The following is a 22,351-nucleotide window of genomic DNA, read 5'->3' as shown; positions in this document are numbered from 1 at the left end:
TCATTGTTGTCACAGGTCTTTCGCCTGCTGTTGGGGCCGCTTTGCGCCCAGGTCAGTGTGCCAGCGCCTGCTGTAATGCCACTCCAGCCCCCAGCAGTCCAGAGAATTCCGCCGTCACCAGCCACACAGGCACCCCTGCGAAGTAACCACTCATGCAGCCCTTGTCGGCAAAGCTGGTGGCAAAACCACTGCGCAGGAACAGCTCGGCAAAGCGCGGAATCACGCCGCCGACAATATAAACCCCACCGCGCGCGCCCAGGGTCAGCACATTGTTACCTGCCACCCGCCCGAGGAACCGGCAGAACTGCTCGATCACCGCCAGCGCCCGTGGCTCGCCGCTCAACGCAGCATCGGTGATCTGCGCCGGGGATGTGTGTCGGGGCGTGTCGCCGTCCAGCGTGCACATGGCCTGGTACAACCGCACCAGGCCACCGCCGCTGAGGACGGTCTCGGCGCTGACGTGGCCGATCTGGCCGTGTATCTGCTGATGGATCGCCGCCTCCCGGGCATTGCCCACCGGCAGGTCGACATGCCCGCCCTCACCCGGCAACGCCAGCCAGTGCTGCTCGCCCAGGCGCAACAGGCTGCCGACGCCCAGGCCAGTGCCCGGGCCAATCACCAGCGCCGGCCGCATCGGGTCCGCCCGGCCTGCGCAGACCTCACGGTACTCACCGGGTTGCAGGCGGGTCATGCCCAACGCCTGAGCAGAAAAGTCGTTGATCAGCAGCAGCCGCTCGACCTGCAAGGTCTGGCAAAACGCCTTGTGACTGAGCCGCCAATGGTTGTTGGTGAAGCGGAATTCATCGCCATCGACCGGCCCAGCCACCGCCAGGCACACCGCTGCCAGGCCGCCACGGGCAATGCCGTGGCATTCCAGGTAAGCCTCGATGGCCTGCTCCGGGCTGGTGTAGTCGGCCGCGGCGAAGACCTTCACCTGGCACAGCTGGTTGTCACGCCACAACGCAAAACGGGCATTGGTGCCACCGATGTCGCCAACCAGCAGGTCTTTCATTTGAGGTTCTCCAGGGCGGAGGTGAAGGCACTCGCGCCCTGCTCTGCCGGGCTGAAGGACATGCGCATGAAACCGAACAGCTCACGGCCGCAGCCCAGGTCGTTGCCCTGGGGCGCGGGCGGCAGGTCACGGCTGGCCAGTTCTTCTGCCGACACCATCACCCGCAACGTGCCTTCGACGCCATCGACACGCACGATATCACCGTCTTGCACGCGTGCCAGCGGGCCACCATCGAACGCTTCGGGGCAGACGTGGATGGCGGCAGGGATCTTGCCCGAGGCCCCCGACATGCGCCCGTCGGTCACCAGCGCGACCTTGTAACCACGGTCCTGCAGCACGCCGAGGAACGGCGTCAGCTTGTGCAGTTCGGGCATGCCGTTGCAACGCGGGCCCTGGAAGCGCACCACGGCAACGAAATCGCACTCCAGTTCACCGGCCTTGAAGGCATCGGCCAGCGACTGCTGGTCATGGAACACGCGCGCCGGTGCTTCGACTACCCGATGCTCAGGCGCAACGGCCGACACCTTCATCACGCCACGGCCGAGGTTACCTTCCATCACCCGTAGGCCACCTTCGGCCGAGAATGGCCGCGCCACCGGGCGCAGGATGCTCTCGTCCAGGCTCTGCTGCGGCCCTTCGCGCCATACCAGCTTGCCGTCGTCGAGGAACGGTTCCTGGGTGTAGCGGCGCAGACCGTGGCCAGCCACGGTGTTGACGTCCTCGTGCAGCAGGCCGGCGTCGAGCAGCTCACGAATCAGGAAGGCCATGCCGCCAGCGGCCTGGAAGTGGTTGATGTCGGCCTTGCCGTTGGGGTAGACGTGGGACAGGGTCGGCACCACCTCGGAAAGGTCGGCCATGTCCTGCCAGGTCAGCTGGATGCCCGCCGCCTGGGCGATTGCCGGTATGTGCAGGGTGTGGTTGGTCGAGCCACCGGTGGCGTGAAGGGCCACGATCGAGTTGACCAGTGCCTTCTCGTCGACGATCTCGCCCAGTGGCATGAAGCTGCCGCTGGCCTTGGTCATGCGCGTGACCTGTTGCGCCGCCTCGGCGGTGAGGGCATCGCGCAGCGGTGTGTACGGGTTGACGAACGAGGCGCCGGGCAGGTGCAGGCCCATGACCTCCATCACCAGTTGGTTGGTGTTGGCGGTGCCATAGAAGGTACAGGTGCCGGGGCTGTGGTAGGACTTCATTTCCGACTCCAGAAGCTCCTCGCGGCTGGCCTTGCCTTCGGCATAGCGCTGACGCACGTCGGCCTTCTCTTTGTTGGAAATACCGGAAACCATCGGCCCACCCGGGACGAAGATGGTGGGCAGGTGGCCGAAGCGCAGCGCCCCCATCATCAGGCCAGGGACGATCTTGTCGCAGATGCCGAGCATCAGTGCAGCGTCGAACATGTTGTGCGACAGCGCTACCGCCGTGGACATGGCGATGACTTCGCGGCTGGCGATCGCCAGTTCCATGCCCGGCTCGCCCTGGGTCACGCCATCGCACATGGCCGGCACACCGCCGGCGAACTGGCCGACCGAGCCGACCTCGCGCAGGGCCTGCTTGATCTGATCAGGGAAATGCAGATACGGCTGGTGCGCCGAGAGCATGTCGTTGTACGACGAAACGATGGCGACGTTGGCCGCGTTCATCAACCGCAGGGTCTGCTTGTCCTCGGCACCGCAACCGGCCACGCCATGGGCGAAGTTGGCGCATTGCAGGCTGGCACGCATGGGCCCGTCACTGGCCGCGCCACGAATCAGCTGCAAGTAGCGTTCGCGGGTGGCACGGCTGCGTTCGATCAGCCGCTGGGTGACCTCAAGGATGCGCGGATGCATGTACTGGACTCCAGGCTAATTGTAAGGGCGGTTTACCGGGCGTTTCCCCTCCAAACGATTGCGGCCTAGGCTCAAGGCAGAGGGGCTCGCGATATCGGGGGAGGCACTGCGCACAACCACTCGTTGTATGTTTAAACAAAATACTGCCATCAAAAAGGCTTGTTTTCTATCGCCCAGTGAATAATCTTGTAATTCCAACAACAAAACCGTTTCAGTGAAGCTCCTTTTTGCCACAGGTTTCACTCGGACCGCCAGAGGTACTGCCATGACCCTACGTATCGCCATCAATGGATTCGGCCGCATCGGGCGCAATGTCCTGCGCGCACTGTATACCCAAGGCTACCGCCAGGACCTGCAGGTCGTCGCCATCAACGACCTGGGTGACAGCGCGATGAACGCCCACCTGCTCAAATATGACAGCGTGCACGGCACATTCGATGCGCAGGTCGAGGCCGACCATGAAAGCCTGACCGTCAATGGTGACCGTATCGCGGTCAGTGCCATCCGCAACCCGGCCGAACTGCCCTGGAAGGCCGAAGCGATCGACGTGGTGTTCGAATGCACCGGGCTGTTCACCGACCGCGCCAAGGCCGCCGCGCACCTGGCTGCGGGCGCCGGCAAAGTGATCGTCTCGGCGCCGGGCAAGGGCGTCGATGCCACCGTGGTCTACGGGGTCAACCACGATATCCTGCGGGCTTCGCACCAGATCATCTCCAACGCCTCGTGCACCACCAACTGCCTGACGCCGATCGCCCAGGTGCTGCACCGCGAGTTCGGCATCGAACAGGGGCTGATGACCACCATTCACGCCTACACCAACGATCAGGTGTTGACCGACGTCTATCACAGCGACCCATACCGTGCCCGTTCGGCCACCCAGTCGATGATACCGAGCAAGACCGGCGCCGCCGAGGCCGTGGGCCTGGTGCTGCCGGAGCTGGCCGGCAAGCTCACTGGCATGGCCGTGCGGGTACCGGTGATCAATGTGTCGCTGGTCGACCTGACCGTAAACCTCAAGCGCGAAGCCACCGTCGAACAGGTCAACCAACTGTTCCTTGAAGCCAGCCGGCACTCCAAGGTGCTCGGCTACAACGCGCTGCCGCTGGTGTCGTGCGACTTCAACCATAACCCGCTGTCGTCGATCTTCGATGCCAACCATACCCGGGCCAACGGGCGGATGCTCAAGGTACTGGCCTGGTATGACAATGAGTGGGGGTTCTCCAACCGCATGCTGGACAATTGTTTGGCGTTGGCTAGTGCGCGCTGAGGGGGGGCCTGACTGTAGATTTTTGGCGCCTGTGAGACCGAGCGCCGCCCGCGCGGCGCTTCGCGGGGCAAGCCCGCTCCCACATCTGTTTCGGGCCAATCAATCCTGAGACTTTGGCGCGCGTGCCCTTGTTTGTTCCATTCGATATCGCAGGTTATGCAAGTGCTTTTCATCCATCTCCAGCCATGCACCAAGGGCGCGCGCGCCAATGGAGGCAGGAGTAACTGGCCCGAAACAGATGTGGGAGCGGGCTTGCCCCGCGAAGCGCCGCGCGGGCGGCGCTCGGTCTCACAGGCGCTGATAATCCCAAGCCAAACACCCCGCCCACACACAATCTTTACCTTTTCCTAACAATTCCAAGCTTGACCTGACCAGTAGATGATAAGCATTATCATTTCACCATTCGTCGGCCAGGTCCCCCCGTGAGTCAGTCCCGGTTCAACTCCGTCTTCCTCGTCCAGCGTCTTTCCCTGCTGCGCACCCTGCAGCGCATGGTGGGCAACCCCAGCACCGCCGAAGACCTGCTGCAGGAAACCTACCTGCGGGTATCCCGTGCCCTGGGCGAGCGCCCGATCGAACATCTCGAGCCCTTTGTGTTCCAGACCGCCCGCAACCTCGCGCTGGACCACCTGCGCACGCAGCGGGTGCGGTCGCGCATGCTGGTCGACGATGTCCCCGACGAGGTACTGCACAATGTCGCCTCTGCGCACGGGAGCAGCGAAGACGCCGCCCATGCCGAACAACTGCTCAAGCACCTGAGCGTCAGCCTCAACCAACTGACTGAGCGCCAGCAGCGCATCTTCATCCTCAGCCGCCTGCACGGCGCCAGCTACCTGGAGATCGCCGAGCAACTGCACGTCTCGGCCAGCACCGTTCAGAAGGAACTGAAACTGATCATGGCGATCTGCATGGGCGTGGCCGATCGGCTCAAATGAGCCGACCGCAGGCGTGCAGAATGTGGCGTAATCCTTGCCATGCTTCGCTCCAGCCTTGATCATTCGCAAAAATTGCTGCAAGGACCCACCGTGACCGACAGCCCCGTCACTCGCTCGTCAGCTACCGGGCCCGACGCCCGCGCCCGTGCGCTGGACGAGGCGCTGGAATGGCTCGTGCGCCTGCAATGCGCCAGCGAGGCCGATACCCTCGCCTTCGAACAATGGCTCAGCGCAGCCCCAGAAAACGCCGCAGCCTACGTCGAGGCCGAAGCCTTGTGGAACGGCACCCCGCTGCGCCAGGCTGCCCTGCACTTGCACCAGCATCAACGCCGCTCGCTGCGTGGGCGCCTGCGTGCGCACTGGAAGCCACTGGCGACCGCCGCCGTGCTGCTGGTCGGGCTGTTCACGTTCGGCAACCTGCCGGTGCGCCTGCAGGCGGACCACCTGACCGTGGTCGGCGAGCGCCAGCGCCTGGAGCTGGATGACGGTGCCAAGGTCCTGCTCAACACCAATTCCGCCTTCGCCAGCGACCAGCAGGGCGGCCGCCAGGTCGCACGCCTGCTGCAAGGCGAGGCGTACTTCCAGGTGCCCGGTGGCGCCAAGTTGCCGCTGGAAGTGCAGGCGGGGCCCGTGCGTGCGCACGTGCGCGACACCGATTTCGCCGTGCGCTACCTCGATGGCGAGGCTCAGGTTCGCGTGCAGCGCGGCGACGTCGACCTGCAAGCCGCCAGCGACCAGCGCATTCGCCTCAGTGCCGGCGACAGCATCAGTGTCGGCCCGCACGGTTTCGGCCAGCGCCAGCGCCCGGACATGCACAAGGACCTGGCCTGGGTCGACGGCCGCCTGGTGTTCGAGAACTGCCCGTTGAGCCAGGTGCTGGCGGAAGTGCGGCGCTATTACCCCGGCTGGATCATCAACCGCAACGACCACCTCGGCGACATGGCGGTGACCGGCAACTACCGTCTCGACCAGCCGCTGGAAACGCTACGCGCCCTGGCCCATATCACGTCTGCGCAGCTGCACGAATTCCCCGCCGTCGTGATCATCAACTGACCGACAAGTTTTTTTACGCGATCGCGCAACCCCGCCCGTCTCGTTATAGCCAATGCAACTGATTCTTGTTTGAAAACAAGAACGGTCATCACCTATAGCAGTTCGCGCGTCAGGGAGCGCTTTCGATGTTCACAGGTCCATCTCGCCCGTCCACACGTCCTCGCCGTACCGGTCAACTGTCGCTGCTGACCCTGGCGCTACTCGCCAGCGGTGCCTGCAGCCTGCCGGCGCTGGCCGCCGAACCGGCCCAGGCCAGCAGCCCACGCATGGGCGATTACCGCTTCAGCATTGCCCAGCAGCCTTTGGTCGAAGCCATCAATGCCTTCAGCAAGGTCACCGGCTGGCAGGTTGGCTTCAGCGCCGAACTGGCCGACGGCGTGGCATCGCCGGGCGTGCAGGGGGCGCTGCCAGCGGAGGCCGCACTCAAGCGCCTGCTCCAGGGCACGGGCCTGAGCTTCCGCAAGATCAGCAACGGTAACGTGGTGCTCGAACGCCAGACGGCGGGCAACGTCATCGCCCTGCAGCAGATGACCGTCAGCGCCACCCGTAACGCCCAGGACGTGAGCCAGGTACCGAGCACCGTGACCGTGCAGACCCGCGAGCAACTGGACCGGCAAAACGTCAACAACATCCAGGAGCTGGTACGTTACGAACCGGGTGTGTCGGTAGCGGGCACCGGCCAGCGCAGTGGCCTGAACGGCTACAACATCCGCGGCATCGATGGCGAGCGCGTGCTCACCCAGGTCGACGGCGTGTCGATCCCCGACAGCTTTTTCTACGGCCCCTACGCCCAGACCCAGCGCAATTACGTCGACCCCGAAATCGTCAAGCGTGTGGAAATCCTCCGCGGCCCGGCTTCTGTGCTGTACGGCAGCAACGCCATCGGCGGCGCGGTGAGCTACTTCACCCTCGACCCGGACGACATCATCAAGCCTGGCAAGGATGTGGGCGCGCGCCTGAAGACCGGCTACAGCTCGGCCGATGACAGCTGGCTGACCTCGGCAACGGTGGCAGGCCGCACGGGTGATTTCGACGGCCTGCTGCACCTGAGCCAGCGCAACGGGCACGAGACCGAATCCTACGGTAGCCACGGCGGCACCGGCCTGTCGCGCACCGAGGCCAACCCGGAAGACGTGCGCACCACCAACGTGCTGGCCAAGCTGGGCTGGAATTACGCCGACGATGCCCGCCTGGGGCTGACCTACGAGCGTTACAAGGATGACCGCGACCAGAACATCCTCAGCGCCGTCGGTGGCCCGTTCACCAACGGCACCGGCCTGGGCATGTACCGCAGCCGCAGCGGCAACGACACGGTGACCCGCGAGCGCTTCGGCATCAACCATGAGTTCGGCCTGGACTCGCTGGTCGCGGACCACATCAAGTGGAGCTTGAACTACCAGGTGGCCAAGACCGACCAGAGCACCGAGGAAGTCTACTTCCCGTTCAGCCGCACCGTGCTGCGCACCCGCGACACCACCTACAAGGACCGCCAGTGGGTGTTCGACGCCCAGTTGGACAAGGCCTTCAGCATCGGCGCCACCGACCACCTGCTGACCTACGGCACCACCCTCAAGCACGAGAAGGTCACCGGTTCGCGTAGCGGTACCGGCACCTGCCTGGCAGTCGGTGGCACCTGCCGCACCATCGGCCAGGTCAGCACCAGCGATGCCCAGGCGCTGGTCAGCGACTTCCCGGACCCGACCGTGAACACCTACAGCCTGTTCGTGCAGGATGAAATCCGCTGGAACAACTGGACCTTCATGCCCGGCGCGCGCTACGACTACACGCGCATGGAGCCCAAGTTCACCGAGGAGTTCCTGCGTGGCATCCAGGGCTCAGGCACCGCCCCGAGCAGCCTCGACGACTCGGACAAGAAATGGCACCGCGTCTCGCCCAAGTTCGGTCTGACCTACGCCTTCAACGACAACTACACCTGGTATGGCCAGTACGCCGAAGGCTTCCGCACCCCGACAGCCAAGTCGATGTACGGGCGCTTCGAAAACCCGACCTTGGGCTACAGCGTGCAGGGCAACCCCGGGCTCGAGCCGGAAAAGAGCAAGAGCTACGAAACCGGCCTGCGTGGCAACTTCGACGCCGGCAACTTCGACGTGGCGGTGTTCTACAACAAGTACCGCGACTTCATCGACGAAGACGCCGTGCAGTCGGCCAACCTGGAAACCACGTTCCAGGCCAACAACATCAAGCATGCCACCATCAAGGGCGCCGAACTCAAGGGCCGCCTGAACCTCGACCACTTCGGTGCGCCGCAGGGCCTGTATACCCAGGCCTCGATCGCCTATGCCCAGGGCCGCAACGATGACAACGGTCAACCGCTGAACAGCGTCAACCCGCTGACCGGCGTGTTCGGTTTGGGCTACGAGCAGTCCAACTATGGCGGCCTGCTGAGCTGGACCCTGGTCAAGCGCAAGACCCGCGTCGACGACACCACCTTCTTCGCGCCGGACGGTCAGAGCTCGCAGTTCCGCACCCCGGGCTACGGCGTGCTCGACCTGAGCGGCTTCTACAAAGTGACCGACGACGTCACCGTCAACGCCGGGCTGTACAACCTGACCGACAAGAAATACTGGCAATGGGATTCGGTGCGTGGCTACGACGGCCAGGGTGAAGCGGGCGTGACCCAGCCGGCCAACCTCGACCGCCTGACCATGCCGGGGCGCAATTTCGCCGTCAATGTGGTGTGGGATATCTGACGGTAAGGCTTGAGCATTGTTGCGCCTGTGAGAGCGAGCGCCGCCCGCGCGGTGCTCGATCTCACAGGCGCTGCAAAAAATCACCACAGAGCCATTTTTTTACTGTCCCAGCCCCGCTGTTTCGTCTTGTCACTAGACGCCCTCATTCACCAAGGACACGCCCATGACCGATCGCCCTGCCCTGCGCTCGCAACGCCTGAACCAGGCCACCCACGCTCCACACAGCGAGCTCGACGCCCTGGTCAAGTCCCACGCGCCGTTCGACAGCCGAGAGAGCTTCGCTCGCTTCGTCGTCGCCCAGTACCTGTTCCAGGCCGAACTGCAAGCGCTGTACAACGACCCGCAACTGAACGCCATCGTCCCCGATCTGGCCGAGCGCTGCCGCGCCGATCAGGCCCGCCTGGACCTGGCCGACCTGAATACCGAAATCCCGGCCGCAGTGCCCGGCGCCCTGCGCGATCCGAGCCTGGGTGAAGCCATGGGCTGGATCTTCGTCTCGGAAGGCTCCAAACTTGGCGCTGCGTTTTTGATCAAGCGTGCCGTGGCCCTGGGATTGTCCGACAGTTTCGGTGCCCGCCACCTCGGCGAGCCGGCCGGTGGCCGCGCCGAAGGCTGGAAGCAGTTCACCCGCATCCTCGATGGCCTGGCGTTGTCAGCCGAGCAAGATGCCGCCGCCGAGCGCGCTGCGGTTGCCGCCTTCGAGCGCTTCACCGAACTGCTTAAACATGCCTACGCCGCCGATGCCGCGCTGGCTTGAGACGCATCAACCGGCTACCTCCCCGGTAGCCGGACGTTCATGCAGTGAGACCATGACCCGACCCGCCCGCTCCAAACTGTCCCGCCTGCTGTATGGCATCCTGGCTTACGTAAGCTTGGGGATAGGCCTGGTCGCCATCGTCATCCCCGGCCTGCCGACCACCGAGTTCATCCTGCTGGCTGCCTGGGCGGCGACGCGCAGCTCGCCGCGCTTGTCCGCCTGGCTGGAGAACCACCGCCTGTTCGGGCCGATCCTGTACAACTGGCGCAATGGCAAGGTGATCCAGCGCCGTGCCAAGGTCAGTGCCACCGTCAGCATGCTGCTGTGCGCGGGCCTGATGCTGGTCTTCCTCGATCACCACTGGCCAGTGTTTCTGGCAATTGCCGGCATGACCCTGGGCAACCTGTGGATCTGGTCGCGCCCGGAGCAGCCCTGCCCGGCTGCTTCACAGGCTCAACAGCCCTGAATACAGCAGGTAGGCAGCCAGTGCCGCACCCGCCAGCACTGCCGCGAAAATCAGTTTTTCCCAGGCGGTGAACAGCGCCTGCCCTTGCTCGTGCTTGGCCCGGGCAAACAGGATGACCCCTGGGGCGTAGAGCAGTGCTGACAGCAGCAAGTACTTGAGGCCGCCCGCATACAACAGCCACACCGCGTAGAGCAACGCCAGCGCTGCCACCAGCAGGTCCTTGCGCCGCAGCCCTGCCCGCCCTTCGTAGCTTTCCCCGCGCCAGGCCAGCAGCACCGCGTACGCCGCCGACCACAGGTAGGGCACCAGAATCATCGACGACGCCAGGTAGATCAGGCTCGTGTAAGTCCCCGCTGAAACCAGCGTGATCAGCAGGAAGCCCTGGATCATGCAGTTCGTCAGCCACAGGGCATTGGCCGGCACGTGGTTGGCGTTTTCCTTGGCCAGGAAGCGCGGCATGGTCTTGTCGCGAGCGGTGGCATAGAGGATCTCGGCACACAACAGTGCCCAAGAGAGCAACGCCCCCAGCAACGACACGGCCAGGCCGAGGCTGATCAACAGGCCGCCCCAAGGGCCGACGATATGCTCCAGCACCGAGGCCAACGACGGATTCTGCAACCCGGCCAGCTCCGGCTGGGTCATCACGCCCAGCGACAGCACGTTGACCAGCACCAGCAGCGCCAGCACGCCGAGAAAGCCGATCACCGTGGCCTTGCCGACGTCGGAACGGCGCTGCGCCCGCCCGGAATACACACTGGCACCTTCGATACCGATGAACACGAACACCGTGACCAGCATCATGTTGCGCACCTGGTCCAGCACATTGCCGAACTCTGGGTTGCTCATGCCCCAGATATCACGGGTAAAGATGTCTGCGCGGAAAGCAAAGGCGGCGATAACCACGAAGATCAGCAGGGGCACCACCTTGGCCACGGTGGTCACCTGGTTGATGAACGCCGCTTCCTTGATGCCACGCAGCACCAGAAAATGCACTGCCCACAACAACAACGAGGCGCAGCCGATGGCAATCGGCGTGTTGCCTTCGCCAAACACCGGAAAGTAGAAGCCCAGGGTGCTGAACAGCAGGACGAAGTAGCCGACGTTGCCCAGCCAGGCACTGATCCAGTAACCCCAGGCCGAGGAGAACCCCATGTATTCGCCGAACCCGGCCTTGGCGTAGGCGTAGACCCCCGAATCCAGTTCGGGCTTGCGGTTGGCCAGGGTCTGGAACACGAACGCCAGTGCCAGCATGCCCACCGCAGTGATCGCCCAGCCGATCAGCACGGCTCCGACGTCGGCGCGTGCTGCCATGTTCTGCGGCAGCGAGAAGATCCCGCCGCCAATCATCGAGCCGACCACCAGTGCGATCAGTGCACCCAGACGCAGCTTTTGTCCCGGTTCGCTCATGGGGCTCCCTTTTTTCCGAGCTGTCATGCGTTTGCAACAGACATGGGCGCCATATAAACACGGTTACTTATATGGCTAAAACCCTTAGACCTGTTGCACTCATAACCACAATGTCTATCAACCTGCGCCCTTAAAAACTAGCACCTGCCAAGCAACTAGCAAAGCATCTGATAAAACTCGGTATTTTCGTGAAAAATTTGCGAAAGCGGTAAAAACGGCTAGCTTCAAAAATCGCAGGCTAAACAGAGCGTTTGCTCTAGTCGTACATGGAGGTGCCAGCTCGCAAGGCCTGCAGCATAGCTATCGGCACTTCCAGGAGCCGCGCGAAGGAAATTTCCTACCCTCGCGTAGCCAAGAACTGACGCAAGTCAGGTCGTGGCCCCGGCGTCGGATTTATTCTGTCGTCAACTTTCTCCTGGCAGGAGTTGTTAAATGTCTGATTCATCCGGAAAACTAAAGCTCGGCGCGTTAGTTGCACTTGTGGTCGGCTCGATGATTGGCGGCGGGATCTTCTCGCTGCCGCAAAACATGGCCGCCAGTGCTGGCGTGGGTGCAGTCCTGATCGGCTGGGCGATCACGGCGGTCGGCATGCTGACCCTTGCGTTCGTCTTCCAGACCCTGGCCAACCGCAAGCCTGACCTGGATGGCGGTGTGTACGCCTATGCCAAGGCCGGCTTCGGCGATTACATGGGCTTCTCTTCAGCCTGGGGCTACTGGATCAGTGCCTGGCTGGGCAACGTCGGTTACTTCGTGCTGCTGTTCAGCACCCTGGGCTACTTCTTCCCGATCTTCGGCGAAGGCAACACCCCGGCGGCGATCATCGGCGCCTCGGTGCTGCTCTGGGCCGTTCACTTCCTGGTACTGCGTGGCATCAAGGAAGCGGCGTTCATCAACCTGATCACCACCGTGGCCAAGGTCGTACCGCTGTTGCTGTTCGCCTTGATCTGCCTGTTCGCCTTCAAACTCGACATCTTCACCGCCGACATCTGGGCGGTGGGCACACCAGACCTGGGCAGCGTGATGAACCAGGTGCGCAACATGATGCTGGTCACCGTGTGGGTGTTCATCGGCATCGAGGGCGCGAGCATCTTCTCGTCCCGGGCGGAAAAACGCTCCGACGTGGGCAAGGCCACGGTCATCGGCTTCGTCACCGTGTTGCTGTTCCTGGTGCTGGTCAACGTGCTGTCGCTGGGCATCATGACCCAGCCGGAACTGGCCAAGTTGCAGAACCCGTCGATGGCCGCAGTGCTTGAACACGTGGTCGGCCACTGGGGCGCGGTGCTGATCAGCGTCGGCCTGATCATCTCGCTGCTCGGGGCCCTGCTCTCGTGGGTGCTGCTGTGCGCCGAGATCATGTTCGCCGCCGCCAAGGACCACACCATGCCGGAGTTCCTGCGCCGCGAGAACGCCAACCATGTGCCGGCCAACGCCCTGTGGCTGACCAACGCCATGGTGCAGATTTTCCTGGTCATCACCCTGTTCTCCAACAGTACCTACCTGTCGCTGATCTACCTCGCCACCTCGATGATCCTGGTGCCTTACCTGTGGTCGGCGGCTTATGCCTTCCTGCTGGCACTGCGCAGCGAAACCTATGAGCAGGCCCTTGCCGAGCGGCAGAAGGACCTGATCATCGGCGGCATCGCGCTGCTGTACGCCATTTGGCTGCTGTATGCCGGCGGCGTGAAATACCTGCTGCTCTCGGCCCTGCTCTATGCCCCTGGCGCGATCCTGTTCGCCAAGGCCAAGCGCGAGGTGGGCCAACCCATCTTCACCAACGTGGAAAAACTGATCTTCGCAGCCGTGGTCATCGGTGCCCTGGTGGCAGCCTTCGGCCTGTATGACGGCTTCCTGACCCTTTGACCCACGTCTTCGTTCAATTGGAGGAATGAAACCATGTCCGCTGAAAAACAGAAGTACGGTGTCCACTCCGAAGCCGGCAAGCTGCGCAAGGTAATGGTTTGCGCCCCCGGCCTGGCGCACAAGCGGCTGACGCCAAGCAACTGTGACGAGTTGCTGTTCGATGACGTGATCTGGGTCGACCAGGCCAAGCGTGACCATTTCGACTTCGTCACCAAGATGCGCGAGCGTGGCGTCGATGTGCTGGAGATGCACAACCTGCTGACCGACATCGTCCAGCAGCCCGAAGCCCTGAAGTGGATCCTCGACCGCAAGATCACCGATGACACCGTGGGCGTGGGCCTGAACAACGAGGTACGCAGCTGGCTCGAAGGCCAGGAGCCCCGCCACCTGGCCGAGTTCCTGATCGGCGGCGTGGCCGGCCAGGACCTGCCACAGAGCGCAGGTGCCGACGTGGTCAAGATGTACAACGACTACCTGGGCCATTCCAGTTTCATCCTGCCTCCGCTGCCCAACACCCAGTTCACCCGTGACACCACCTGCTGGATCTACGGCGGGGTGACCCTCAACCCGATGTACTGGCCGGCGCGACGCCAGGAAACCCTGCTGACCACCGCCATCTACAAGTTCCACAAGGAATTCACCAACGCCGATTTCCAGGTGTGGTACGGCGATCCGGACAAGGACCACGGCCAATCCACCCTCGAAGGGGGGGACGTGATGCCGATCGGCAAGGGCATCGTGCTGATCGGCATGGGCGAGCGCACCTCGCGCCAGGCCATCGGCCAACTGGCACGCAACCTGTTCGCCAAGGGCGCGGTCAAGGAAGTCATCGTCGCCGGCCTGCCGAAGTCGCGTGCCGCCATGCACCTGGACACCGTGTTCAGCTTCTGCGACCGCGACCTGGTCACGGTCTTCCCGGAAGTGGTGAAAGAGATCGTGCCGTTCATCATCCGCCCGGACGAGAGTAAGCCCTACGGCATGGACGTGCGGCGCATCGACAAGTCGTTCATCGAGGTGGTGGGCGAGCAGCTGGGCGTCAAGTTGCGGGTGGTCGAGACCGGCGGCAACAGCTTCGCCGCCGAGCGCGAACAGTGGGATGACGGCAACAACGTGGTGGCCATCGAACCCGGCGTGGTCATTGGCTACGACCGCAACACCTACACCAACACCCTGCTGCGCAAGGCCGGCATCGAGGTCATCACCATCAGCGCCGGCGAACTGGGCCGGGGCCGTGGCGGCGGCCATTGCATGACCTGCCCGATCGTGCGCGACCCCATCGACTACTAACGACCATTACCCCCGGCCGCCCTCACGAAGCGGCGGCCGGTGCGTTCACCAAACTCAAGGAGAAAAGTCATGGCGTTCAACATTCACAACCGCAACCTGCTCAGCCTCGAACACCACACCACCCGCGAGCTGAAGTACCTGCTGGACCTGTCCCGCGACCTCAAGCGCGCCAAGTACACTGGCACCGAGCAGCAGCACCTGAAGGGCAACAACATCGCCCTGATCTTCGAGAAGACCTCCACCCGTACCCGCTGCGCCTTCGAAGTCGCCGCCTATGACCAGGGCGCCAACGTCACCTACATCGACCCCACCTCCTCGCAGATCGGCCACAAGGAAAGCATGAAGGACACCGCCCGCGTACTCGGGCGCATGTACGACGCCATCGAATACCGCGGCTTCAAGCAGGAAATCGTCGAAGAACTGGCCAAGTTCGCTGGCGTGCCGGTGTTCAACGGCCTGACCGACGAATACCACCCGACCCAGATGATCGCCGACGTGCTGACCATGCGCGAGCACAGCGACAAGCCACTGCACGACATCAGCTACGCCTACCTGGGCGATGCCCGCAACAACATGGGCAACTCGCTGCTGTTGATAGGCGCCAAGCTTGGCATGGACGTGCGCATCGCCGCGCCCAAGGCGCTGTGGCCACATGAAGACCTGGTCGAGCGTTGCCACAAGTATGCCGAAGAGAGCGGCGCGCGCATTACCCTGACCGAAGATCCCAAGGCTGCGGTCAAGGGCGTCGACTTCATCCACACCGACGTCTGGGTATCGATGGGCGAGCCGATCGAAGCCTGGGGCGAGCGCATCAAGCAGCTCAAGCCCTACCAGGTGAACAAGGAGCTGATGAAAGCCAGCGGCAACCCACGGACCAAGTTCATGCACTGCCTGCCGGCGTTCCACAACTCCGAGACCAAGGTCGGCAAGCAGATTGCCGAACAGTATCCGGACCTGGCCAACGGCATCGAAGTAACCGATGACGTGTTCGAGTCGCCGGCGTGCATTGCCTTCGAGCAAGCGGAAAACCGCATGCACACCATCAAGGCGATCCTGGTTTCGACCCTGGCTGACCTTTAAGCCGGCCGCGCCGCCCTGCCCATGGGGCGGCGCCCTTCCCTCTTCGTTAAAGGACATTCCCCATGCGTATCGTTGTTGCACTGGGCGGCAACGCCCTCCTGCGCCGTGGCGAACCCATGACCGCTGACAACCAGCGCGCCAATATCCGCACGGCCACCGAACAGATCGCCAAGATCCATCCTGGCAACGAACTGGTCATCGCCCACGGCAACGGCCCGCAGGTCGGCCTGCTGGCCCTGCAAGGCCTGTCGTACAAGCCCGACGAGGCCTACCCGCTGGATGTGCTCGGCGCCGAGACCGAAGGCATGATCGGCTACATGATCGAACAGGAGCTGGGCAACCTGCTGGACTTCGAAGTACCGTTCGCCACCCTCCTGACCCAAGTGGAAGTGGATGCCAACGACCCAGCCTTCAAGGACCCGAGCAAGTTCATCGGCCCGGTCTACAGCAAGGAAGAGGCCGAGCGCCTGGCCAAGGAAAAAGGCTGGGTGGTCAAGGCCGACGGCGACAAGTACCGCCGCGTGGTCGCCAGCCCGAAACCCAAGCGCATCTTCGAAATCCGTCCGATCAAGTGGCTGCTGGAAAAGAGCAGCATCGTGATCTGCGCTGGCGGTGGCGGCATCCCCACCATGTACGACGAAAACAAGAAGCTCAAAGGCATCGAGGCAGTGATCGACAAGGACCTGTGCTCGGCGCTGCTGGCCGAACAGCTGGAAGCCGACCTTCTGGTAATCGCCACCGACGTCGATGGCGCCTACATTGACTGGGGCAAGCCGACGCAGAAAGCCATCGCCCAGGCCCATCCCGACGAGCTCGAACGCCTTGGCTTTGCGGCCGGTTCCATGGGGCCTAAGGTGCAAGCAGCCTGCGACTTTGCCCGTCACACTGGCAAAGTGGCGGTGATCAGCTCGCTGGAAAATATTGAAGGCATCGTCAAAGGCACCGCCGGCACCCGTGTGAGCACCGAAAAGCCAGGTATCAGCTACCGTTGATTGCAGTGGGCGGGCTGACGGGGCCCGCCATTTACCTTCCGGAGGAGTTTGCCATGGCCCAGTTCCACCCCGGTCATGTACATATCGAGCGCACTGCGCTGACCAAGAACGACCACAGTTACGACCTCAATATCGAGTACGAAGCGTTTTCAGACCCCAAGGAAGGCAGAGGCATCCAGTTCCGCATGCATGGCAGCATCGAGGGCAAGACCGTCGATGAACAGTTCTTCCTGGCCAAGGACCAGGTGTTGCCAAGCTTCCTCATGGTCGCCTCGCGCAAGGCCCAGTCTTATCTCGCCCCACACCAGAAGTTCGAAACGCTGGGTTCGCCACACAAGCTGTACGACGCCATGTTCGAAGACATTCGCCAGAAGCTGGACGTAAAATCGGGCGACCCGATCAAGCCTGAACACCTCGAGTGAAGCATGATCCTGGGGCCGCAACGCGGCCCCGACGATGTTAAGGCATACTACCGCCTTCCCTGGCCACAACTCCCGCCCACCATGCGCATCCACGTCAGCTTCATCGACCGCGTCGGTATCACCCAGGAAGTCCTCGCCCTGCTCGGTGCCCGCAACCTCAACCTGGACGCCGTGGAAATGGTCCCGCCAAACGTCTACATCGACGCCCCGACCCTCAGCCCGGCAGTCCTCGAAGAACTTCACGACGCGCTGTTCGAAGTGCGTGGCGTGCAGTCGGTTGAGGTGGTCGACATCCTCCCCGGCCAGCGCCGCCACCTGCAACTCGACGCCTTGCTGGCCGCCATGAGCGACCCGGTGCTGGCGGTCGACAGCGCCGGCAAGGTGCTGCTGGCCAACCCGGCGCTGATCGCCCTGTGCGGTCGCGAGTCCGCGGGACGTTCCGTGAGTGAGCTGTTCGGCGACCCCGGTCTGCTGCAGGCGCTGCTGGACAACAACTTCCACCTGCCGATGCGCGAGATGCAGCTCAACGGCCAGAGCCTGTTGCTGGACGCCTCGCCGATCACCAACGCCGGAGGCCTGCTGACCCTCTACCCGCCCAACCGTATGGGTGAGCGCCTGTCGGCCCTGCATCACGACCACGCCGAAGGCTTCGATGCGCTGCTGGGCGAGTCCCCGGCGATCCGCACCCTCAAGGCCCGCGCCCTGCGCGTGGCCGCCCTCGACGCGCCGCTGCTGGTGCACGGCGAAACCGGTACCGGCAAGGAACTGGTGGCCCGCGCCTGCCATGCCATCAGCAGCCGTCAGGCAGCGCCATTCCTCGCCCTGAACTGCGCTGCGCTGCCCGAAAGCCTGGCCGAGAGCGAACTGTTCGGCTACGCCCCAGGCGCCTTCACCGGCGCCCAGCGCGGTGGCAAGCCGGGGTTGATGGAGCTGGCCAACCAGGGCACGGTGTTTCTCGATGAGATTGGCGAGATGTCGCCCTACCTGCAGGCCAAGCTGCTGCGTTTTCTCAGCGACGGCAGCTTCCGCCGGGTAGGTGGCGACCGCGAGGTGAAGGTGGACGTGCGCATCATCAGCGCCACCCACCGTGACCTCGAGCGCATGGTCGCCGAAGGCACCTTCCGTGAAGACCTGTTCTACCGGCTGAATGTGCTCAACCTGCAGGTACCGCCGCTGCGTGATCGTGGCCAGGACATCCTCATGCTGGCGCATTACTTCATGCAGCAGGCCTGCACGCAGATTCAGCGCCCACCTTGCCGCCTCACCCCGGCCACCCATGCGGCGCTGCTGGCCAACCCTTGGCCCGGCAACGTGCGGCAACTGCAGAACGTGATTTTCCGCGCGGCGGCGATCTGCGAGAGCAATCTGGTGGATATCGGAGACCTGGACATTGCCGGGACTTCGGTGGCGCGTGGGCAGGACGGCGACGTGGCCAGCCTGGAGCAGGCGGTGGGCGATTTCGAGCGTGAACTGCTGCAACGGTTATATGCCAGTTACCCCTCGACCCGGCAATTGGCGGGGCGTCTGCAGACCTCGCATACCGCGATTGCGCAGCGGTTGCGCAAGTATGGGATTCCCAAAACGAAAATTGAATAATGCGACCATCACCCCTTCGCAGATTACCCCGCGAAGGGGCTTCAAGGTTTCATCATCAAGCTGTACCTGGCACTGCCGTTTTTCATCGCAAACTGAGCCAACAGCCTTCCTTGTATTGATTTAAGTACATCGTATCGAAATCAGTACAGGCTCCTGCATATCCCTCTGCGCAAGGGTTTGATCCCCAAACCCTTTTCTCTTTCTCGCCAACTGTAGCGTTTTCATTCCAAGAGATTTCAAGAATGATCACAGAATCTCTATAACTAATTGATTAATAACGCATTTTCAGGAATGGCCGCATTATTGCTTATGGAATCCCAACCCAAGAGCGCGGATGCACCGCGCCCAACGCCCTGCTTCCCGAGGATTCCCCATGAGCGAGTTGCGTTTCACCGAAGATCACGAATGGCTGCGCGTCGAAGCCGACGGCAGCGTCACCGTGGGCATCACCGCCTACGCCCAGAACGCCCTTGGCGATGTGGTTTTTGTGCAACTGCCTGAGTTGCAGCAGTATGAGAAAGGCAGCGAAGCGTCCACCGTCGAGTCGGTAAAAGCTGCCAGCGGCGTGTACATGCCCCTGACCGGCGAAGTGCTCGAAGTCAACGAAGGCCTCAATGACAGCCCCGAGCTGGTCAACGAAGACCCGCTGGGCGACGGCTGGTTCTTCCGCTTCAAGCCTGCCGACATGGCTGAAGTCGAAGCCCTGCTGGACCAGGACGCCTATGACCGCCTGATCAAAGCCAACGACGACGCCTGAGGAATCCGACCATGACCATCAACCTCGGCACCGCCAACGAATTCATCCCCCGTCACATCGGCCCGCGCGCCGCTGACGAGCAAGCCATGCTCGCCACCCTGGGCTTCGACTCGCTGGACGCCATGAGCGCCGCCGTCATCCCGGACAGCATCAAGGGCACCAGCGTGCTCGGCTCGGAAGACGGCCAGAGCGAGGCCGATGCCCTCGCTGCGCTCAAAGCCATCGCCGGCAAGAACGAGCTGTTCAAGAGCTACATCGGCCAGGGCTACTACAACACCCATACCCCGGCACCGATCCTGCGCAACCTGCTGGAAAACCCAGCCTGGTACACCGCCTACACCCCGTACCAGCCCGAAATCTCCCAGGGCCGCCTGGAAGCGTTGCTGAACTTCCAGACCCTGATCAGCGACCTCACCGGCCTGCCGATCGCCAACGCATCCTTGCTCGACGAAGCGACTGCCGCTGCCGAAGCCATGACCTTCTGCAAACGCCTGTCGAAGAACAAGGCCAGCCACGCGTTCTTCGCCTCCGTGCACTGCCACCCGCAGACCCTCGACGTGCTGCGCACCCGTGCCGAGCCACTGGGCATCGAGATCGTGGTCGGCGACGAACGTGAGCTGGGCGATGTCAGTGCCTTCTTCGGCGCCCTGCTGCAATACCCGGCCAGCAACGGCGAAGTGTTCGACTACCGCGCAGTGGTCGAGCGTTTCCACGCCGCCAACGCCCTGGTCGCGGTTGCCGCCGACCTGCTGGCCCTGACCCTGCTGACCCCGCCGGGCGAATTCGACGCCGACGTGGCCATCGGCAGCGCCCAACGCTTCGGCGTGCCACTGGGCTTCGGTGGCCCGCACGCGGCGTATTTCGCCACGCGTGATGCCTTCAAGCGCGACATGCCGGGCCGCCTGGTCGGTGTGTCGATCGACCGCTTCGGCAAGACCGCCCTGCGCCTGGCCATGCAAACCCGCGAACAGCACATTCGCCGTGAGAAGGCCACCAGCAACATCTGCACCGCCCAGGTGCTGCTGGCCAACATCGCCAGCATGTTCGCCGTGTACCACGGCCCGGCCGGCCTCAAGCGCATTGCCGAACGCACCCACGCCCTGACTGCGATTCTGGCCGCAGGCCTCAAAGCCCTGGGCCTGGAAGTGGTTGGCGAAACCGCCTTCGACACCCTGACCCTGGCCACCGGCAGCGCCACCGCCAGCCTGCACGACAAGGCCCGCGCCCAGCGCATCAACCTGCGCCAGATCGACGCCGCTCACCTTGGCCTGTCGCTCGACGAAACCAGCACCCAGGCCGACGTCGAGGCGCTCTGGCAACTGTTCGGCGCTGACCAGGCCCAGCCTGACTTCGCCGCCCTGGCCGCCAGCACCGGCTCGCGCCTGCCGGCCGCGCTGCTGCGCCAGTCGGCAATCCTCCAACACCCGGTGTTCAACCGCTACCACAGCGAAACCGAGCTGATGCGCTACCTGCGCCGCCTGGCCGACAAGGACCTGGCGCTGGACCGCAGCATGATCCCGCTGGGCTCGTGCACCATGAAGCTCAACGCTGCCAGCGAAATGATCCCGGTGACCTGGGCCGAATTCGGCAACCTGCACCCGTTCGCCCCGGCCGCGCAGAGCCAAGGCTACCTGCAGATGACCAACGAGCTGGAGGCCATGCTCTGCGCCGCCACCGGCTACGACGCCGTGTCGCTGCAGCCCAACGCCGGCTCCCAGGGTGAGTACGCAGGCCTGTTGGCCATCCGTGCCTACCACCGCAGCCGTGGCGAAGGCCACCGCGACATCTGCCTGATCCCGTCTTCGGCCCACGGCACCAACCCGGCGACCGCGCACATGGCCGGCATGCGCGTGGTGGTCACCGCCTGTGACGCCCGTGGCAACGTCGATGTCGAGGACCTGCGGGCCAAGGCCATCGAGCACCGCGAGCGCCTGGCCGCGATCATGATCACCTACCCTTCGACCCATGGCGTGTTCGAGGAAGCGATCGGCGAAATCTGCGCGATCATTCACGACAACGGCGGCCAGGTTTACATCGACGGCGCCAACATGAATGCCATGGTCGGCCTCTGCGCCCCAGGCAAGTTCGGCGGCGACGTGTCGCACCTGAACCTGCACAAGACCTTCTGCATCCCGCACGGCGGCGGCGGCCCGGGCGTCGGCCCGATCGGCGTCAAGTCGCACCTGGCGCCATTCCTGCCAGGCCACGCAGCGCTGGCAAACACCGAGGGCGCGGTGTGTGCCGCGCCGTTCGGCAGCGCAAGCATCCTGCCGATCACCTGGATGTACATTCGCATGATGGGCGGTGCCGGCCTCAAGCGTGCTTCGCAGATGGCGATCCTCAACGCCAACTACATCGCCCGCCGCCTGGAAGAGCACTATCCTGTCCTGTACACCGGTGGCAACGGCCTGGTCGCCCACGAATGCATCCTCGACCTGCGCCCGCTCAAGGACACCAGCGGCATCAGCGTCGATGACGTGGCCAAGCGCCTGATCGACTTCGGTTTCCATGCCCCGACCATGTCGTTCCCGGTGGCCGGCACGCTGATGATCGAACCGACCGAAAGCGAGTCCAAGGAAGAACTGGATCGTTTCTGCGATGCGATGATCCAGATCCGCGAAGAGATTCGCGCGGTGGAAAACGGCAGCCTGGACAAGGACGACAACCCGCTGAAGAACGCCCCGCACACCGCGGCCGAGCTTGTTGGCGAATGGGCCCATGGCTACAGCCGCGAGCAGGCGGTGTACCCGCTGCCGAGCCTGGTGGAAGGCAAGTACTGGCCGCCGGTCGGCCGGGTCGACAACGTGTTCGGCGACCGCAACCTGGTCTGCGCCTGCCCGTCGATCGAGAGCTATCAGGACGCCTGATAGCTCCCAGGCTTGCCGTCTGCCCTTGCAGGAGCGGGTTTACCCGCTCCCACTGGGTT

Annotated in this window: 17 protein-coding genes; 14 read left to right on the top strand and 3 right to left on the bottom strand. The window is 63.5% G+C overall.

All coding sequences use genetic code 11. The features are described 5' to 3' along the window. Window positions 1-52: 52 nt before the first annotated feature. Entirely contained in the window at window positions 53-1,012 is a 960-nt protein-coding gene (locus L6D64_RS17695) for a glucokinase (protein WP_176510217.1), read from the bottom strand. Beyond that, window positions 1,009-2,835 carry a phosphogluconate dehydratase gene (gene edd, locus L6D64_RS17690; protein WP_176510216.1) on the bottom strand — a complete coding sequence of 609 codons (1,827 nt, stop codon included), beginning with the start codon at window positions 2,833-2,835 and terminating at the stop codon, window positions 1,009-1,011. Before edd ends, L6D64_RS17695 begins: the two co-directional genes overlap by 4 nt. 265 nt (window positions 2,836-3,100) lie before the next feature. Here edd and gap point away from each other — a divergent pair, with 265 nt between their 5' ends. From gap to L6D64_RS17660, 6 genes are all read left to right on the top strand, one after another. After that, window positions 3,101-4,102: a type I glyceraldehyde-3-phosphate dehydrogenase gene (gene gap / locus L6D64_RS17685; protein WP_176510215.1), complete on the top strand. Its 1,002-nt coding sequence runs from the start codon at window positions 3,101-3,103 to the stop codon at window positions 4,100-4,102. Between the two features lie 422 nt (window positions 4,103-4,524). Then, a complete protein-coding gene (locus L6D64_RS17680; RefSeq protein WP_176508662.1) occupies window positions 4,525-5,037 on the top strand; it encodes an RNA polymerase sigma factor in 513 nt (170 codons plus the stop codon). A 90-nt stretch (window positions 5,038-5,127) separates the two neighbouring features. Then, window positions 5,128-6,090: a FecR family protein gene (locus L6D64_RS17675; RefSeq protein ID WP_176508663.1), complete on the top strand. Its 963-nt coding sequence runs from the start codon at window positions 5,128-5,130 to the stop codon at window positions 6,088-6,090. 125 nt (window positions 6,091-6,215) lie between these two features. Then, window positions 6,216-8,801, top strand: a complete 2,586-nt coding sequence (locus L6D64_RS17670; protein ID WP_176508664.1) for a TonB-dependent receptor — start codon at window positions 6,216-6,218, stop codon at window positions 8,799-8,801. 163 nt (window positions 8,802-8,964) lie between these two features. Further along, window positions 8,965-9,558 (top strand): biliverdin-producing heme oxygenase, encoded by a 594-nt coding sequence (locus L6D64_RS17665; protein ID WP_176508665.1) that lies wholly within the window; start codon window positions 8,965-8,967, stop codon window positions 9,556-9,558. Between the two features lie 52 nt (window positions 9,559-9,610). Continuing rightward, a complete protein-coding gene (locus L6D64_RS17660) occupies window positions 9,611-10,024 on the top strand; it encodes a YbaN family protein (RefSeq protein ID WP_054885987.1) in 414 nt (137 codons plus the stop codon). Here L6D64_RS17660 and arcD (L6D64_RS17655) read toward each other — a convergent pair. Next, a complete protein-coding gene (gene arcD / locus L6D64_RS17655; protein WP_176508666.1) occupies window positions 10,004-11,431 on the bottom strand; it encodes an arginine-ornithine antiporter in 1,428 nt (475 codons plus the stop codon). The two genes, L6D64_RS17660 and arcD (L6D64_RS17655), sit on opposite strands and share 21 nt — an antisense overlap. 432 nt (window positions 11,432-11,863) lie before the next feature. Here arcD (L6D64_RS17655) and arcD (L6D64_RS17650) point away from each other — a divergent pair, with 432 nt between their 5' ends. From arcD (L6D64_RS17650) to gcvP, 8 genes are all read left to right on the top strand, one after another. Then, window positions 11,864-13,291 carry an arginine-ornithine antiporter gene (arcD, locus tag L6D64_RS17650; RefSeq protein ID WP_176508667.1) on the top strand — a complete coding sequence of 476 codons (1,428 nt, stop codon included), beginning with the start codon at window positions 11,864-11,866 and terminating at the stop codon, window positions 13,289-13,291. A 33-nt stretch (window positions 13,292-13,324) separates the two neighbouring features. Next, window positions 13,325-14,578: an arginine deiminase gene (gene arcA / locus L6D64_RS17645; RefSeq protein ID WP_176508668.1), complete on the top strand. Its 1,254-nt coding sequence runs from the start codon at window positions 13,325-13,327 to the stop codon at window positions 14,576-14,578. Window positions 14,579-14,647: 69 nt separating this feature from the next. Then, window positions 14,648-15,658 (top strand): ornithine carbamoyltransferase, encoded by a 1,011-nt coding sequence (locus tag L6D64_RS17640; RefSeq protein ID WP_176508669.1) that lies wholly within the window; start codon window positions 14,648-14,650, stop codon window positions 15,656-15,658. A 62-nt stretch (window positions 15,659-15,720) separates the two neighbouring features. Further along, entirely contained in the window at window positions 15,721-16,650 is a 930-nt protein-coding gene (gene arcC, locus L6D64_RS17635; protein ID WP_054885982.1) for a carbamate kinase, read from the top strand. Window positions 16,651-16,703: 53 nt separating this feature from the next. After that, on the top strand, window positions 16,704-17,072 hold the full coding sequence (locus tag L6D64_RS17630; RefSeq protein WP_176508670.1) for a DUF5064 family protein: 369 nt from the start codon (window positions 16,704-16,706) through the stop codon (window positions 17,070-17,072). A gap of 81 nt (window positions 17,073-17,153) precedes the next feature. After that, complete coding sequence (locus tag L6D64_RS17625; protein WP_176508671.1) at window positions 17,154-18,668, top strand: sigma-54-dependent transcriptional regulator; 1,515 nt, start codon at window positions 17,154-17,156, stop codon at window positions 18,666-18,668. A 373-nt stretch (window positions 18,669-19,041) separates the two neighbouring features. Then, window positions 19,042-19,425: a glycine cleavage system protein GcvH gene (gene gcvH, locus L6D64_RS17620; RefSeq protein ID WP_176508672.1), complete on the top strand. Its 384-nt coding sequence runs from the start codon at window positions 19,042-19,044 to the stop codon at window positions 19,423-19,425. Between the two features lie 11 nt (window positions 19,426-19,436). Further along, the gene (gcvP, locus tag L6D64_RS17615) at window positions 19,437-22,292 is read left to right on the top strand and encodes an aminomethyl-transferring glycine dehydrogenase (protein WP_176508673.1); all 2,856 of its coding nucleotides are present in this window, start codon (window positions 19,437-19,439) and stop codon (window positions 22,290-22,292) included. Window positions 22,293-22,351: the final 59 nt, after the last annotated feature.

Origin of the sequence: Pseudomonas urethralis, assembly GCF_021602465.1 — a bacterium.
GTDB lineage: Bacteria > Pseudomonadota > Gammaproteobacteria > Pseudomonadales > Pseudomonadaceae > Aquipseudomonas > Aquipseudomonas vlassakiae.
The sequence above is the reverse complement of the archived record's forward strand: the minus strand, read 5'-3'. Positions and strand labels throughout refer to the sequence as shown.

Coding starts and splice junctions, on each gene's coding strand:
- gcvH (WP_176508672.1), top strand. CDS start 19,042: ATGAGCGAGTTGCGTTTCACCGAAGATCACGAATGGCTGCGCGTCGAA.
- arcD (WP_176508667.1), top strand. CDS start 11,864: ATGTCTGATTCATCCGGAAAACTAAAGCTCGGCGCGTTAGTTGCACTT.
- arcC (WP_054885982.1), top strand. CDS start 15,721: ATGCGTATCGTTGTTGCACTGGGCGGCAACGCCCTCCTGCGCCGTGGC.
- L6D64_RS17670 (WP_176508664.1), top strand. CDS start 6,216: ATGTTCACAGGTCCATCTCGCCCGTCCACACGTCCTCGCCGTACCGGT.
- L6D64_RS17625 (WP_176508671.1), top strand. CDS start 17,154: ATGCGCATCCACGTCAGCTTCATCGACCGCGTCGGTATCACCCAGGAA.
- L6D64_RS17660 (WP_054885987.1), top strand. CDS start 9,611: ATGACCCGACCCGCCCGCTCCAAACTGTCCCGCCTGCTGTATGGCATC.
- L6D64_RS17630 (WP_176508670.1), top strand. CDS start 16,704: ATGGCCCAGTTCCACCCCGGTCATGTACATATCGAGCGCACTGCGCTG.
- arcA (WP_176508668.1), top strand. CDS start 13,325: ATGTCCGCTGAAAAACAGAAGTACGGTGTCCACTCCGAAGCCGGCAAG.
- arcD (WP_176508666.1), bottom strand. CDS start 11,431: ATGAGCGAACCGGGACAAAAGCTGCGTCTGGGTGCACTGATCGCACTG.
- L6D64_RS17695 (WP_176510217.1), bottom strand. CDS start 1,012: ATGAAAGACCTGCTGGTTGGCGACATCGGTGGCACCAATGCCCGTTTT.
- L6D64_RS17665 (WP_176508665.1), top strand. CDS start 8,965: ATGACCGATCGCCCTGCCCTGCGCTCGCAACGCCTGAACCAGGCCACC.
- gcvP (WP_176508673.1), top strand. CDS start 19,437: ATGACCATCAACCTCGGCACCGCCAACGAATTCATCCCCCGTCACATC.
- L6D64_RS17640 (WP_176508669.1), top strand. CDS start 14,648: ATGGCGTTCAACATTCACAACCGCAACCTGCTCAGCCTCGAACACCAC.
- gap (WP_176510215.1), top strand. CDS start 3,101: ATGACCCTACGTATCGCCATCAATGGATTCGGCCGCATCGGGCGCAAT.
- edd (WP_176510216.1), bottom strand. CDS start 2,835: ATGCATCCGCGCATCCTTGAGGTCACCCAGCGGCTGATCGAACGCAGC.